The organism is Pseudanabaena biceps PCC 7429 (genome assembly GCF_000332215.1).
Lineage (GTDB): Bacteria > Cyanobacteriota > Cyanobacteriia > Pseudanabaenales > Pseudanabaenaceae > Pseudanabaena > Pseudanabaena biceps.
Window position 1 is genome coordinate 44,091 of sequence record NZ_ALWB01000002.1, and the last position, 15,382, is coordinate 59,472.

12 protein-coding genes are annotated in these 15,382 nt (G+C 42.2%); 5 read left to right on the plus strand and 7 right to left on the minus strand.

The window, feature by feature from the left end; all coding sequences use genetic code 11:
• Positions 1-41: 41 nt before the first annotated feature.
• Together PSE7429_RS00500 and PSE7429_RS00505 are read right to left on the minus strand one after the other, a co-directional pair.
• Entirely contained in the window at positions 42-320 is a 279-nt protein-coding gene (locus PSE7429_RS00500; protein WP_009625063.1) for a hypothetical protein, read from the minus strand.
• A gap of 134 nt (positions 321-454) precedes the next feature.
• Positions 455-922, minus strand: a complete 468-nt coding sequence (locus tag PSE7429_RS00505; RefSeq protein ID WP_144052468.1) for a hypothetical protein — start codon at positions 920-922, stop codon at positions 455-457.
• Positions 923-1,532: 610 nt separating this feature from the next.
• Here PSE7429_RS00505 and PSE7429_RS00510 point away from each other — a divergent pair.
• Entirely contained in the window at positions 1,533-3,713 is a 2,181-nt protein-coding gene (locus PSE7429_RS00510) for a tetratricopeptide repeat protein (protein ID WP_158467599.1), read from the plus strand.
• A gap of 335 nt (positions 3,714-4,048) precedes the next feature.
• Positions 4,049-5,038, plus strand: a complete 990-nt coding sequence (locus PSE7429_RS00515; protein ID WP_009625067.1) for a sensor domain-containing diguanylate cyclase — start codon at positions 4,049-4,051, stop codon at positions 5,036-5,038.
• Positions 5,039-5,086: 48 nt separating this feature from the next.
• Here the strand turns inward: PSE7429_RS00515 and glmU are convergent, their stop codons facing one another.
• The 3 genes from glmU to PSE7429_RS00530 all read right to left on the minus strand — a co-directional run bounded on the left by glmU (position 5,087) and on the right by PSE7429_RS00530 (position 9,397).
• Complete coding sequence (gene glmU, locus PSE7429_RS00520) at positions 5,087-6,451, minus strand: bifunctional UDP-N-acetylglucosamine diphosphorylase/glucosamine-1-phosphate N-acetyltransferase GlmU (RefSeq protein ID WP_009625068.1); 1,365 nt, start codon at positions 6,449-6,451, stop codon at positions 5,087-5,089.
• A gap of 198 nt (positions 6,452-6,649) precedes the next feature.
• Complete coding sequence (locus tag PSE7429_RS00525; RefSeq protein WP_009625069.1) at positions 6,650-8,038, minus strand: aspartate ammonia-lyase; 1,389 nt, start codon at positions 8,036-8,038, stop codon at positions 6,650-6,652.
• A 228-nt stretch (positions 8,039-8,266) separates the two neighbouring features.
• Complete coding sequence (locus PSE7429_RS00530) at positions 8,267-9,397, minus strand: LuxR C-terminal-related transcriptional regulator (protein WP_009625070.1); 1,131 nt, start codon at positions 9,395-9,397, stop codon at positions 8,267-8,269.
• Positions 9,398-10,129: 732 nt separating this feature from the next.
• Between PSE7429_RS00530 and PSE7429_RS00535 the strand changes: the two genes are divergently transcribed.
• On the plus strand, positions 10,130-10,552 hold the full coding sequence (locus tag PSE7429_RS00535) for a cupin domain-containing protein (protein WP_009625071.1): 423 nt from the start codon (positions 10,130-10,132) through the stop codon (positions 10,550-10,552).
• Positions 10,553-10,729: 177 nt separating this feature from the next.
• Positions 10,730-11,842: a DegT/DnrJ/EryC1/StrS family aminotransferase gene (locus PSE7429_RS00540; protein WP_009625072.1), complete on the plus strand. Its 1,113-nt coding sequence runs from the start codon at positions 10,730-10,732 to the stop codon at positions 11,840-11,842.
• A 427-nt stretch (positions 11,843-12,269) separates the two neighbouring features.
• On the opposite strand, the gene hisC is transcribed toward PSE7429_RS00540, so the two are convergent.
• Positions 12,270-13,316: a histidinol-phosphate transaminase gene (gene hisC / locus PSE7429_RS00545; protein WP_009625073.1), complete on the minus strand. Its 1,047-nt coding sequence runs from the start codon at positions 13,314-13,316 to the stop codon at positions 12,270-12,272.
• A 107-nt stretch (positions 13,317-13,423) separates the two neighbouring features.
• Positions 13,424-14,350 carry a LysR family transcriptional regulator gene (locus tag PSE7429_RS00550; RefSeq protein ID WP_009625074.1) on the minus strand — a complete coding sequence of 309 codons (927 nt, stop codon included), beginning with the start codon at positions 14,348-14,350 and terminating at the stop codon, positions 13,424-13,426.
• Between the two features lie 19 nt (positions 14,351-14,369).
• Here PSE7429_RS00550 and PSE7429_RS23165 point away from each other — a divergent pair, with 19 nt between their 5' ends.
• Entirely contained in the window at positions 14,370-15,236 is an 867-nt protein-coding gene (locus PSE7429_RS23165; RefSeq protein ID WP_009625075.1) for a hypothetical protein, read from the plus strand.
• Positions 15,237-15,382: the final 146 nt, after the last annotated feature.

The following is a 15,382-nucleotide window of genomic DNA, read 5'->3' on the forward strand; positions in this document are numbered from 1 at the left end:
CAACGTGCATCTCTCAATTTGGCTACTAGGTTTACTCAAAATTATCTGCCAGAAGGATCGGCAGAACCATAAGGAACTATCCTTCTCATCTGTAATGTATGGACTTCTTCACCCCATACTTTTATTGCGGTGCTGTCAGTAGTCACTTTCTGGCTAGGTGTAATTGTGTTACTTTCCATGTCCGATTTAGTTTTGAGGAAAACTTCTACGCACTTGTCAGTATATGGAGTACCAGAGCTAGACTGTGCAAATACTGCCAAGGGAATTGATAGAGAAGTAGTTGAAAGAATAACAAAAGCAGCAATAAGTTTACTCAACATGGTAGATTTCCTCAATGTAAAAATAGATAAACAGATAAATTGTTTAGTGCGTTTCTATCTCAGGAATTTCTGAAATATGTTTCAAGGTTTTTCCTTGCCAGCTTTCAATCTATTCGTAAGGGGTTTCCCTTTGCTCAGTTAACGCAGCGTAGTACAACATCAACAGCTTCTGTTCTTGCTGAACCAGAACCACCACCAAAAGCTTTTTCTGCCTTGGCTTCCACTTTTAAAATGATGCCAGTAACTAGAGAGGAATTTCTTGCAGCCTGATTGCCAGAAGAGGAAGAGGATTGATTATAACTACCTGAATAGTTTCCATAAGTTCCAGCATTTACGTTGCCACTCATGTTAGAGCTACTGTTAGAAGCGGAATTTCTTGACGATGCATACTGTTGTCCACCTTTAATAAGAGAAATAGATGCAGAAGTCCATTGTATGCGAATCGAATCTAGGGTTCTTTGTTGATATTTAACAATCGCCCATCCATCTGGAGCGTTATAAACTTCTTCTTTCCTATCGTGAAATTGTTCGCAACTTGCATTTGTCCATCCACAGCCTCCTTCAGCTCTCGCTCGAACTGATATGGCTCCACGCTGTTCCATTGTTTCCCCACGTCTACAATACTGTGCTGATACAGGTAATGAGATTAAGAAAACAGTTCCTAATGAGACAGTAAAACTTGAAAATCGAGCCAAGTTTTTATCATCCATACATTTATTTTTTCTCCGCCAAATAAGATTAGCTTTAAGGAATAAGTAGGTTGCTGGAATTAAATGCTAGATGGGTTTGTCGCTAACCCAAACCTGTAACCATACGCTAAAAGTTTGGAGGATATATTTAATTGCGTCTAACTACTCACAACTTCGATTAAAGCAGCAAATTCCGAAAAGGTCATTGTCAATCTATGACTGACTAGTTGACTAAAAAATGACAAAAAAGTATTGTCATCACGATACTTTTTTGTCAGAACATTTCGCATTCACTGACAAAAAAATGGCAAAATAAAAATATGAAATTGTTATATTTTTATCTCTAAAATCTGGGATAATTTTGTGAACTAAGTGTAAAGTTCAAGGGTCAGCTTGAATTAGTGAGGGTTTCATTATGCCTAATGATTGGAAGCTATCGATCGCTGGTATTGAAAAGGTAAACGAAGCCATTAAAAGCAGTGGGCGGAACAAGACCGATGACTATTGGGTAGAAAAAGCGAATGTGTCTCTAGAGACTTGGAATCGTTTTCGGTCAGGCAAAGTAAAGATAAGTCCTGCAAGCTTTATTGCTTGCTGCCAAGCATTAGGGCTTAAGCCCAATGAGCTACAAGAGCGAATATTTGCACAACCAAACCTCAGCTTTTTGGGAAGGGATAGAGCTATAGAAAGTATTAATGCTCTAGTAAAAACTAACAGATTAATAGTTATATATGGTGTCGGTGGTCAGGGTAAGACGACTCTAGCGCAAAACTATTTACAAGGGCTAGCAGTTGATGGATATCGGTTTATTGAACTATATATGCCCATTGATGCCGCAAATATTCCTTCAGCAAAAAGCATTTTAGACGAATGGTTTAATCGAGATTTTCAGGAGATGCCATCTTCTCAGTTTGGCGTTACTTTAGATCGATTGCGACGCATAATTAGGGAACAGAAAATTGCTTTTTTGATTGACAATATTGAGAGCTTACTGGATGAAAACGGGAAGTTCATTACAGATCACGCTCAATATTTAGAACTATTTAGCGTGCTATCAGATCACTCAGTTAAGTCTATGACTCTTGTTACAAGCCGATGTCGGTTGCTAGAATCTCGATTACGCAGTGTATATAATTACGCTATTCCATCATTAAGTCAGTCTGATTGGCAAGATTATTTTACCTATAACAATGTCAATTTTGACGAGCAATCATTAGCCGAAATGTACAGTAAACTGGGTGGGAATGCTAAAGCCATGACTAGTCTATGTGGTGAAATATATGTGGATTTTGATCGCGATGCCACAAATTTCTGGAAACAACGTGGGTCAGATATACTTGCTTCGGCAGATTTAAAAGATCTGGTCGCTGGACATTTAGAACGCTTAGTAACCATAGAGCCATTAGCCTATGGTCTTTTAAGGAGGATGGGTTGTTATCGCTATCAGAGTATTCCCTATATTCCAATTGAGGCTTTGTTCTATCAGTTATGGGATAGCCCTGAAGCAAGTCATATCGACATTATTGAGGTTCTCAAAAATCGGTCTTTATTGGAGTTAGCCAATGGAGAATATTCATTACATCCAATTGTGAGGGCGGAGGCAGTACGTCATCTCAAGCAAAATGAAGAAGAATTTACTAAAGCACACCACAGGGCTGCTGACTTTTGGAAAGCTCATGTTCAGGCTTTAGATACTGACAAAGATATCCTCATGGCATTTGAGCCTTGCTATCACTACTTAGAAATAAATGCTCTCAATAAAATTTTGGAAATATTCTTGAGGCGAGATTTAATTGAAGATGAACATCTTCATATGGCTTTTTATGGAAGGTTTTCTCCAACTTTGGTGCTTGAGCTGTTAGATAAAGTAGAAGAGCGAGCATTGCTTTTACCTCCTGAACAAGGTATGTCAATTTTGGCACTTGTAAAAACTTTTTATGGAAGCTTATACTTGTTCTCAGGACAAGCTCGAAAGTCAGTGTTAGCGTTAGAAACCGCAATCAAACTTATCGAGGAAGTCAACTCCCCACAATTAATAGTTTTTCTGATCTCGAATATTTTTCATATTATTGCTTGCAAAATGGAATTGGGTGAATTTGAAGAAGCGATTGTACTAACTAAGCAATATATAAACAATATTGATAAGTACAAGTCCTTGGCTAATCACCCATTAATTGCGCCATATTTTTCTACTTATCCACAAATACCTCAGTCTTTCATGCTTGCAACGGAACTAGATCATGATGCTTCGGTAGCGATTGCTGAAGAGGCTTATGCATCTATCGTAAATCGCTCATTGCCTATGTCTCGCGGGGGGAAAGGATTTGCTTTGATGTATCTTGGATTTGTATGTCTTATGAGTAAAAGGTTTGATAAGGCTCTAGAAATTTACAACACGACTTTAAAATTTAGTCATGAAACTAGCCACAGACAGTTAGAAGGCAAGGCAATGTATGGACTTGCAGAAACATATCGAAATATAGGAGATCTAACAAAAGCAAAGGAGTACTGCTTACAATCGAAAAATATATTGATGAAGATAGAATCAAAGTTAGATCTGGCAAAGGTATTAGTAGAAGAAGCTTTGATTGCTCGTGAGATGCGAGAGCATGGTTATCAAGATGATTTTGAAAAGGCGATCGCTCTTTTTACAGAATTGAACGCACCGAAACATGTTGAAAGAGTCCGAAAGTTGATGGGCTGATGAATATAACTACTAAGTAGTTCAGCATAATTTAAGAATCTAGAAGAGCGTACTGCCCGTGTTGTGGGCGGTACGCTCAGAATTTTAATATTAAACCCACAATTGCCTGATTAAAACTTACAGCCCTTTTTTAACTCTTTTTAGACAACAGTCCTTTTATACCAATTCACGAAAGTGTGACAACACTTTTGTGGATTGAAAACCAAACCCAGTAAGGGTTTTCAAAGCTCAAAATGGCGTAGCCATTTTGAGCTTTGGTATTAGTAGAATTGGTTTTGATATCATGCATCCATAAAGATATTGTTTTACGTATTATTTTTTTTTAGCATTTATCTATGAAAGTACCTGAATACCCAGAAAATGAAGATGTCCGCATAGAAATATTGCGATCGCTAAATATTCTTGATACTGAGCCAGAAGAACGTTTTGATCGAATTACTAGAATAGCAAAGCGATTATTTGGCGTGCCTATTGTCTTGATAAGTTTGGTCGATCTTAAGTGCCAATGGTTTAAATCGTCTCAAGGCATAGAACCTTCCCAAATGCCGCAATCTCGTGATGTATCCTTTTGTGGTCACGCTATTGTAGGGGATGAAATTTTTATAGTTGCGGATGCTTTGCTGGACGATAGATTTTACGATAATCCCTATGTAATTGATGAGCCGAAAATTCGCTTTTATGCAGGAGTTCCATTGATTATATCTAAGGGCATAAAGTTAGGTACACTCTGCTTGATTGATCGATGTCCGCGCATACTTAACGAAGAGGATCGAAGGTTGTTGCAGGATCTCGGACAGATGGCTGTACAAGAATTGGCTGTATTGCAATTAGCAACCATTGACGAGCTAACCCAAATATCCAATCGGCGCGGTTTTGTGGCGCTATCTCAATATTCTCTCAAATTATGCAAACGGGAAAATAAACCAGCCTCTCTTTTCTTTCTCGATCTGGATTTATTTAAAGAAATCAACGATCGCTATGGACATGCGGAGGGAGATCGAGCTTTAATCGATTTTAGTATGATTTTAAAAGAATCTTTTCGGGAGTCGGATGTAGTGGGCAGATTGGGAGGGGATGAATTTGTCGCCTTATTGTCTAATGTCGATCGCGAGGAAACGCAACTAGTTTTGGAGCGTCTGGAGCGATCGCTAGAAGAGTTTAATCAAAAATCCAATCGTGGTTACCAAATTATTTGTAGTGTTGGCATCGTTGCGTTCGATTCTAGCCGACATCAATCAATTAACGATCTTTTGGCTGAGGGAGATCGGTTAATGTACGCACAAAAGCAGGAAAAAAGAAAAAAAAGCGTTTATAGTCCTTCCTAAAAACAAGAAGATGTGCAAAGCACATCTTCTTGTTTTTAATTCTTGTTTTTAATTTTTTTTCCGACCTTCTGGATCGTAATAATCAGGTTTGGTAACTTGCTGCGATCGCGCGATCGCTAAAGAATTATCAGCAACATCCTCGACAATTATCGAACCTGCGGCGATATTTACGTTTTCACCGATTTGAATGGGAGCAACGAGGACAGAATTAGAACCAGTTTTACTGCGATCGCCAATGATGGTGGGATGTTTTTTAAAGCCGTCATAATTAGCGGTAATCGTGCCCGCGCCAATATTTACCTGTTGACCGATGGTCGCATCTCCTAAATAACTGAGATGGGCGGCATTAGTGCGATCGCCCACTTTGGCATTTTTAAGTTCTACAAAATTACCGATGCGGCATTTTTCACCGACGACTGATTCACCACGAATGCGCGCAAAGGGACCAATTCTACAGTTGTCAGCGATCTGGCTATCTTCAATCACGGAGAATTGTACAGAGCAATTTTCCCCAATGATACTATTTTCGATGAGGCTAGATGGTCCAATCGTCGTACCCGCACTAACTTTTGTATTGCCGCGTAAATGGGAATGGGGTTCGATGGTGACATTGGGGGCGAGTTCTACTTCATCGTCGATGGTAATGGTTTCAGGCAGTAGCATCGTTACCCCTGCCCGCATCCATTTATCACGCGCTCTTTTTTGCAGCACTGCGTAGGCATGGGCTAATTGAAGGCGATCGTTAATCCCCAAGCTCTCATCGGGATCTTCCAAATCGCTAGCATAAACTGAAGTGAGATAATCAAAGACTTCAGTGAGATAATATTCCTTCTGAGCATTGTTTGTCGTCAGCTTTGGTAGAGCCAGAGCCAATTGCGACCAATCAAAACAATAAACCCCAGTACTAACTCGTTGGTTGAGAATTTGTTCGGGATTGCAGTCACGATGTTCGATGATGCGTTCGATCTGCATGGTGCGATCGCAAAACACCCGTCCATATCCCGTGGGATTGGGAAGGATGGCTGTCAGTACGGTTGCCGAAGCTTGATGTTGGCGGTGGCTATCGATGAGGGCTTGAATTGTTTCCGCACGCATCAATGGCGAATCTCCAGTCAGCACGACTAACTCCCCTTCAAAACCTGCCAAGGGTTCTAATAACTGTTGAATAGCATGTCCAGTCCCTAATTGCTCTGCTTGTTCGGCAAACTCCAAATGGGGATAAGAAGCAAGAGCCTCCCGCACTAGATCGCTGCAATAACCTACGATCGCAATGCGGCGATCGGCTTGAAGTGGATCCGTGGCATTGAGAACGCGCTCAACTAAGGATTTACCTCCTAACGGTTGTAAAACTTTGGGTAAGGTCGATTTCATGCGCGTTCCTTTACCCGCCGCCAATACTGCTACTGCTAACATAGTCTTCTATTTCTCCATGAATTACTAAATAAAATCCCCTTTTCCCTATTCTCTCTACCTGATACCAAAGCTAAAAAATGGCGTAGCCATTTTTTAGCTTTCAAAACCCTCATACTACTCCCTTCCCAGTGAAGAATTAGACGTGGCGGCGCTTCGCACCGCAACGCTAATTATTGGTTTGGAATCGAGGGATGAAGGCTATCCGTTGGGACGACTCATTTGTTCGAGATCGAGAACTTCAGCTAACTTCTCCGCTGTCATCAGCCCTTTGTCTAAAACCACCTGACGCAGAGACTTGCCCGTTGCCAACGATTCCTTTGCCACATCCGCAGCATTCAGATAGCCAATATGGGTATTTAGAGCCGTCACCAGTGAGAGACTGCCTTCAGCGTAGGCTAGACAGCGATCTTCGACGGCTGTAATGCCGCGAATGCATTTTGCTGCCAAGGTATCGATCGCTCGTCCTAAAATCTCAATACTCTGAATTAGATCGTAGGCAATGAGAGGCATCATCACATTTAATTCCAATTGACCTGCTTGGGCGGCAAAGGCGATCGCGGTGTCATAGCCAATTACTTGATAACAAACCATATTTGTCATCTCCGCAATTACAGGATTGTATTTCCCAGGCATGATTGAGGATCCTGGTTGTACGGGAGGCAGTTGAATTTCTCGCAATCCTGTTTTGGGTCCCGAATCCATCAAGCGCAAATCGTTAGCAATTTTGCAAGTATCTTGGGCAAGGTTACGGATCGCACCCGACACATTTACAAAGGGAGCCATACTCTGCATCGCTGCCATGAGGTTACTGGCGGGTTTGAGTTCAAACCCAGTAATTTCACTTAATTTCTCGGCTACGCGATCGCAATAGCGGGGATGGGTATTTAGTCCCGTCCCCGACGCACTTCCCCCTAAGCCTAAGGTTTTGAGATCGTTGGCGGCGAGGTGAATACGTTGAATGTGATCGCTAATGATTTGGGCATAGGCTTGAAATTCGTCCCCAAGTCTAACGGGAACTGCATCCTGTAAATGGGTGCGTCCAGACTTAACGATATCGGCAAAGGCGATCGCCTTGATCCGTAACTGTTCGTTGAGATTTGCTAAGGCAGGAAGTAACACATGATCTAGGGCTAATAACGCGCCAATTCTGATCGCAGTGGGGATGACATCATTAGTTGACTGTCCGTAATTAACATGATCGTTAGGATTGACAGCATTGTAATTGCCCTTAACATCACCCAAAATTTCTAGGGCGCGATTGGCTAAGACTTCATTAACATTCATATGGTGGGATGTGCCAGCGCCTGCTTGATAAACATCAACAACAAACTGATCGCGTAATTGACCATCTAATATTTCATCCGCCGCCGCCGCGATCGCCATGCCCATACCAACAGGGATACAACCGAGTTCGGCATTAACTAATGCTGTCGCTTTTTTGATGAGTAAGCAAGCATCGACAAAAGTAGGAAGGGGCTTAAGTCCGCTGATCTTAAAGTTATCGATCGCCCTAGCAGTTTGAATACCGTAATAAACATCATCGGGCAGGGTCATTTCCCCCATGGAGTCGCGTTCGGTTCTGGTCATAGTTTTATGGGGCTTTTTAGCTCTTAGCTTTTAGCTTTTAGCTTAGGTTAATTTGGCAGTTTTTAAGTAGCTGGGCATAATTAAAATCCAGAACCAAAAGCTGTAGCGCACGCGCAGCGTGCGCTACAGCTTTTGGGATTTTATATTTAATTGTAACTAGCTACTTATTTAACTTGAGTAAACCCATTGTTGTTTTTTTGCGATCGTCCCGTCAAGCTAAAAACAACTCTATTGCAGCCACCCATTGACCATCGCTAAATGTAGAGCTTGAAAACGAGTTCTCGCCTTGAGTTTGGCTAAAATATTATTAATATGAAATTTTACGGTGCTTTCGCTAATGATCAATTGTTGGGCAATGTCGCGATCGCGCAGTCCTTGGGTTAATAACTGCATCATTTCCAATTCCCGCTCGGATAGGGGATTAGTTTCTTTAATAAAGGGAATCATAATCGCGATTTGTAACTCGGTGCTATGAATATCGATCGTGCCACCCAGACTGGAAATGATGACAAACAATTCGTGAAATAGCGATCTCAGCCATATTTGGGGATGATTATGGGGATGATTATGAAGGGCATTGTTCGTCTGTGCGGTGGGGGTCGCTACGATCGCTTCTAGAGATATAGCTGTATCGGCATAAATTAAGCGGCAATAGGCTCCGCCAATTTTATTCAGAATTTCCGCCGTGCGTAAAAATACGTACTCAAGTGTGAGATCTAGCGATCGCTCAGTGCCCACCAGCGTTAACCGATGGGAATGCAAAATATCGGCTAGGCGATCGGATAGGGCGGTGCGCTCCTGCCAAGGATGCCGATCTAGGGCTTGCCAAGACTGCTTTTCCTGTTGATGGTTAAAGGCACTGTCAATGGCGATCGCCGCAATTGTACAGAGCATCCGCAAAAACTCTAGAAATTCGGGTGGCATTTTGTGATGGCTAAAGGCTGCCAAAACGCCTACGACTCTGCCCTTGATCTCTAAGGGATAACCTGCAAATCCCAGAATATTATTGGTAATCGCCCAATGGCGATCGCCTACCCAAGTTTCATCGGCTAAATTGTTACTGAGAAAGGAAACCCGATTTTGGGCAATTTTCCCCACCTTGTACGCGCCGATTGGTACTTTGGCAAATCTACCATCGGTACGTGTATACATCCCCGAAGAGGCGACGAGCTTCAGGTAAGTTCGATCTGGCTCTAGTAACCAAATCCTTGCAAAAGCACAGTCAAACCGCTCCACGATCCCATTGGTAACTCGCAGCGCAATTACCTCTGGCTCTAGGCATCCAGAAAAAGTTTCTGCAATTTCAGTGCCTCGATGTAGGTCAAATAAGAGCTTAGTCGGATTGAGTACCTCAGCCATTAAAATCTAACCTAAAAAGATCTTGTCCCAATTCTGTCAATATCGCTATATCTCAATATCGCTATAGCTAAGGAAGTTATGTCATAAAACCCATGCCTAGAGTGGCGGCGCGAAGCGCCGCCACTCTAGGCATGGGTTTTGAGCTCGTTCTAACATAACTAACATAACTAACATAACTGACTACTGCTATAAACGCCGTTTCTCGACGCGATCGGAATTCTCCAATAACTATTGAGACGCAGATCCATCTTTAGCTATGTATATATAAATACTTCAGACAAAATTTCGGACAAAATTTCAGACAAAATTAGTAAGCGATCGCACTACTCCCTTCCCAATCCAGAAATAGCGGTGCGGGGCAAAGCCCCGCACCGCTATTTCTGGATTTTATAGGTCTATTTCTTTAGGGGGAGGAGAGTATAAGAACAAGTGGGTAATGAGGATGCAATGAGGATGCAATTTAGCAGGTTTTCAATAACGACAAATTAAACGATGAAAGGCTTTTTCTATTTTCTAATTTTCTAAAACTGTCCGCAGGCTAGCTGCAAGCACTCATTTGAAAATCGCAATAAACCAAAAACGAAGAGTGTACTGCCTGCTATGCAGGCGGTATGCTCTTCGTTTTTAATTATGATGAATTACTCATTATTTATGATGAAAATAATGCTGTTTAAAGAGGATTATTGGGCTTGATGTTATTCTAGGAAGTAATCAGATTTCTAAATTGCAGTTATGTCACCAGTACAAGAAGTTTCTTCGGCGATCGCAAGCATAGCAAGTCTAAATGGGGAATCGCATGGTCATGGACCTACTGTAGAACGTCCGTGGGGATCCTTCACTACCCTCGAAGAAGGTCGCGGTTACAAAATCAAACGGATCGAAGTTAAATCTGGGCATCGTCTCAGTCTCCAAATGCACCACCACCGCAGCGAACATTGGATCGTTGTTTCAGGTACAGCCAAGGTAACCTGTGGAGATAAAGAAACAATGATTAGTACCAATCAATCCACCTATGTACCAAAATGTACGGCTCATCGGTTAGAAAATCCCGGAATTATTCCTTTGATCTTGATCGAGGTGCAAAATGGTGAGTATTTGGGAGAAGACGACATAATTCGCTTTCAAGATGACTATGCCCGTCACGAAACAAAATAAACGACGCATAGCATTCGTTTAGCCCCAAAAGAGGGTTGTCGCGCGGAGCGCGGCAACCCTCTTTTGGGCTTTATTTCCTGATACAGTTGACGGCAGCTATATTTAGGATTGCTTTAGTTAGTTATGGTTTGCATGATAGCGTTTAAAATAGTTGAGGCAATCTAGAATCGTTTCAACGTGAATAAAATTCCTCCCTTTGATGTATCGCAGCAATATCAACAAATTGGCGATCGCCTCAACAAAGCGGCGTTAGAAGTACTGGCATCGGGGCAATACATTGGCGGACAAGCTGTAAGTCAGTTTGAGACTGAATTTGCGCAATATATCGGCTCAAATCACGGTATTGCTTGCAACTCAGGTACTGATGCTCTGTATTTAGCCCTAAGAGCTTTAGACATTGGGGAGGGTGCCGAAGTAATTACTTCACCATTTACATTTTTTGCCAGTGCAGAAACGATTAGTATGACGGGGGCAAAGCCAGTATTTATCGATATTGAAGCCCATAGCTTCAATATGAATGTGGATTTAATCGAAGCGGCGATCACCGAGCGCACTAAGGCAATCATGCCTGTGCATCTATTTGGTCGCTCCGTAGATATGACCAAGCTGATGGCGATCGCCAAAAAGCACAATCTCTACGTCATCGAAGACTGCGCTCAGGCAACAGGGGCGACCTTTGACGGACAAAAGGTGGGGAATATTGGGGATGTGGGCTGTTTTAGCTTTTATCCCACCAAAAATCTGGGTGGCTGTGGCGATGGGGGGATGATGACCACCAATAACCCCGAAGTTGCCAGAAAATTACATATTTTGCGCGAACATGGTAGCCCGAAGCGCTATTACCACGAATATATCGGCATGAACTCTCGTCTCGATGCGCTGCAAGCGGCTCTATTACAGGTTAAACTGCCCTACCTCGACAAGTGGAATGACCAGCGTCGGGAAATTAGCGATCGCTATACCCATCTGCTGAAAGATGCCAATATTCCCAAGCTAGTCTCTCCTCACTACTGTGCGAGTAGTGTGTGGAACCAATACACAGTTTGCATCGGCGATGGGCAAAGAGATCAGGTGCAAGCCCAGCTTCGCGAACAAAATATCATCACGATGATTTACTACCCCTTACCCCTGCATTTACAGGAGGTTTATCGTTACCTCAACTATAAAAAAGGAGATTTCCCCGTTACCGAAGATATTTGCGATCGCGTTCTGTCTTTACCCATGTTTCCCGAACTTCGCGAAGAACAACAGCAGCGAGTCGTCAGCACTTTACAAAATATTCTGAAATAGCCTCTACTATTTCTATGGTTCCATACCCAAGCAGAGGAGATTGGCACGAAGTGCCAACCTCCTCTGCTTGGGTTTTATGTACTAATTAACGTCAGTTTGGGTTAAGCTGACAAATTTTAAAAGCCCAAAAATAAAAGCCTTGCTAAGCAAGGCTTTTATTTTTGGGCTTTTAAAATTTGCCAGCTTATCCCGAACTGACGTTGAGAAAGGGTTTGCTACGCAAACCTTTTCTCAAATCCCAAAAGTAAAAGCCTTACTTAGCAAGGCTTTTACTTTTGGGATTTTATTGGGATTTTAAAATTTGCCAGCTTAATCCGAACTGATATGAACTGACGTTAAAATATTCGTTTTATGAAGGTAAAAAGATAAAGATCCCTCGATCATGCTTTAACTATCCACCACCTAATTAGAAAATTTTCTAAAAATCTTAAAGAATGGATAACAGATCAATTAGAGCTTGATTTTGTTCATCAGTGCCAACGGTAATTCGTAATTTATCAGATAGTCCTACTTGATTGAAATAGCGGACTAAAATGCCAGATTCTTTGAGTTTTAAATAAATCTCTTCAGCATTGCCTTTGGGTGGAGTGGCAAGCACAAAATTACCATGCGATTCTAGTACGGTGTAGTCAAGACTTTTGAGATCTAAAGTAAGTTTAGTTCTTGAAATTTTGACTTTTTCAGCATTTTTATTTTTGTATTCTTGATCGCGCATGGCAGCAGTACCCACCGCGATCGCTACGGCATCAATGTTATAGCTGTCTTTAACCTTAAATAGTCCTGAAAGAAGCTGAGGATTCGCAATCCCAAAGCCCAAACGCAAGCCTGCTAAGGAGTAACCTTTTGATAGGGTGCGTAGCACGATTACATTGTCAAACTCTCGCACCAAAGGCAAAGCCGAATATTCTGCAAAATCGACATAGGCTTCATCGATCACTAGAATACCTGAAACCTGCCCTGCTAATTGGCGTAAATCGTCCAAAGGCACGGCATGTCCCGAAGGACTATTGGGGGAGGCGATAAAAGTTACAGCCCCATTGGATGCCACTAATTCAGCGATCGGTAACTGAAAATTTTCACCATAGGGGACTTCGACTATTTCCGCAGGTTGCATCGCCGATAAAGTCCGATATAGCACATAGGTTGGCATCGGATAAACCACCTTGCGATCGCCACCTTCCGCACAAGCCCTGATCAAAATATTTAAAACATCATCACTACCATTACCCACAATCACCCAATCCGCAGGCACATCCAGAGCCTCGCTGACAGATTGACAAAACTCATGGGCAAAGGGGTCGGGATAGCGGCGCAAGGCATCACTATCAATGTTTTGTAAGGCAGCGATCGCCTTTGGCGAAGGCGCATAGGGATTTTCATTGGTATTCAGTTTAATAACCTTGATACCCGACTTTGGTTGTTCTCCAGGGACATAACCTGTCATGGCATCAATGGCTGGGCGGAAGTAGCTCATGGTTTAGAAAGAAAAAGAAAAATGGGAAAAATTAGGCTTGAAATTTTTATTTTATCGCGATCGCTTTATATGGGTTTAGAACTTTGCTAGCTTTAACCAGATTGCAACTAAGCTTTATCTCGAAATACGGGTAATACTTCATTACAAAAAGCTTCAGTTGCCTTAGATCGATAGCGATTGGGATTACGAATTTGTAACAACATACGTTTGATGACAACTCCGTCAATTCGCACTTGTTGCAAAGCCCCCATTTGCAACTCTTTTTCGATAGCAGTTACTGATAAAAATGCTGCCCCCAAACCAGCTTGTACGGCATTTTTAATTGCCTCAATTGAATTTAGCTCCATAGCGATCGCTAATTGGCGCGGATCGACTCCACTATCAAGGAGCACACGATCAATCGCCTTGCGAATAGTTGATTGTGAGTCAAGGGTAATAAATTGTAACTTGTATAGCTCGTCAATCGGCAAGGCTCCAACTTGAGCAAGCTGATGGGAAATTGGTAGAATTAGCGCAAGTTCATCTTCGGCATAGGGTGTAATCTCTAGAGAGTCATGTAGATCGGCAGGAATTTCGCCGCCAATAATTGCCAAGTCTACCTGTCCGTTAGCAACACTCCATGCAGTTCGCCTTGTAGAATGAACGTGGAGTTGTACTGAGACTTCAGGATATTTTTTGCGAAACAAACCAATCATCTGCGGCATTAGATAGGTTCCTGTCGTTTGACTAGCACCTATAATTAGAGTCCCACCATTAAGATTTTGCAGATCGTCAATGGCTCGACAGGTCTCTTGGCAAAGGCTTAAAATGCGATCGCCATAGGAAAGTAACAACTGTCCAGCCTCAGTCAACTGTGCTCTTCTGCCTCCGCGATCGAACAAAGGCACATCTAGCTGTCGCTCTAGGTGTTGGACTTGCAAGCTAACGGCGGGTTGGGACACATATAGGCTATCAGCGGCGCGTTTAAAGCTACCTTCAGCAGCGATCGCCTTAAGAATGCGTAATTGGTCTAGGGTGAACGGTATATCGATCATAGAAGCAGCGTGAGAAAAGATGAGTCGGGAGGTTATTCAAGATTTTTTGAATTTAGCAGGCATTGTGGGGATTGCTCTCACAAACCGCCGTATGCGACCCTACTTCTACGGCTTAGATACCGTATTAGAAAGGACAAAGCAAGCATTAGGTCAAGGAGTACTGCAAGTTGTTGAGAACGTACCCGAAGGATTTGAGTCCTTTGAATTTCACTTTGCTAGTCATGTTGTTTTTATTTACAAGTTGACGCATGGGCTAGTCCTACTAGTACTGACAGATAGTGACCTAAAAAATGCTGACTATAGACGGGGCATTACCAAAATCAAATATTTAATCGAAACAGATACATACAACACAGTCGCATACTTTAAGCTCCTATTAGGCACAGTAACTCAGCATTCTTTACCAAATGCCAGCCAAGATGCTAACTCACCGAATACAGCTGCCAAGCAGGATGTGAAGAGTTCGCTAACGGCAGATAGCAATGCTAAGCCTCTTACTAACCCATATGCATCAGCCATCTCTGTTGATACGATTCCTCAAATTGAGAAACAAGCAAGTACGGACTCAAAGGCAAAAGCGAGCAGTCCCAGCAGTAATACATCAAGTAACACCAATACAAAGACCCAGACTAGTAACATAAATTTACAAGCTCCGCCCAACAATAAGCCGCAAACACCTCCTGTATCTCCTACTAATTTTTCTGCCCCTACAGCGCCTAGTATTAGGGCTATAGCTACCGATAACCCCATACAAATTACCAATAGTTCTAATAAGCTAGTATCAGCGAAAACTGCACCGCAAGAGTATAAGTTAGATGAACTTTTAGTCGCCCTAAATAAATTAAGTCACTTTACAACCCAATACTTAGGGGGAGCATCTCACTAATGCAATGAGTATTTCTACTTATAGATGACATATGAGAAAATGAATAAAAAATAGAAGGTTAAAAAAGATGACACCCGAAGAAAGCAAAGTTCTGAAAGAACATCTAAAAGCTGCGGCGGCAATTCTATTGAATAATACCCCAAAAG

Coding starts and splice junctions, on each gene's coding strand:
- hisC (WP_009625073.1), bottom strand. CDS start 13,316: ATGAGCTACTTCCGCCCAGCCATTGATGCCATGACAGGTTATGTCCCT.
- glmU (WP_009625068.1), bottom strand. CDS start 6,451: ATGTTAGCAGTAGCAGTATTGGCGGCGGGTAAAGGAACGCGCATGAAA.
- PSE7429_RS00550 (WP_009625074.1), bottom strand. CDS start 14,350: ATGATCGATATACCGTTCACCCTAGACCAATTACGCATTCTTAAGGCG.
- PSE7429_RS00525 (WP_009625069.1), bottom strand. CDS start 8,038: ATGACCAGAACCGAACGCGACTCCATGGGGGAAATGACCCTGCCCGAT.
- PSE7429_RS00535 (WP_009625071.1), top strand. CDS start 10,130: ATGTCACCAGTACAAGAAGTTTCTTCGGCGATCGCAAGCATAGCAAGT.
- PSE7429_RS00530 (WP_009625070.1), bottom strand. CDS start 9,397: ATGGCTGAGGTACTCAATCCGACTAAGCTCTTATTTGACCTACATCGA.
- PSE7429_RS23165 (WP_009625075.1), top strand. CDS start 14,370: ATGAGTCGGGAGGTTATTCAAGATTTTTTGAATTTAGCAGGCATTGTG.
- PSE7429_RS00515 (WP_009625067.1), top strand. CDS start 4,049: ATGAAAGTACCTGAATACCCAGAAAATGAAGATGTCCGCATAGAAATA.
- PSE7429_RS00505 (WP_144052468.1), bottom strand. CDS start 922: ATGGAACAGCGTGGAGCCATATCAGTTCGAGCGAGAGCTGAAGGAGGC.
- PSE7429_RS00500 (WP_009625063.1), bottom strand. CDS start 320: ATGTTGAGTAAACTTATTGCTGCTTTTGTTATTCTTTCAACTACTTCT.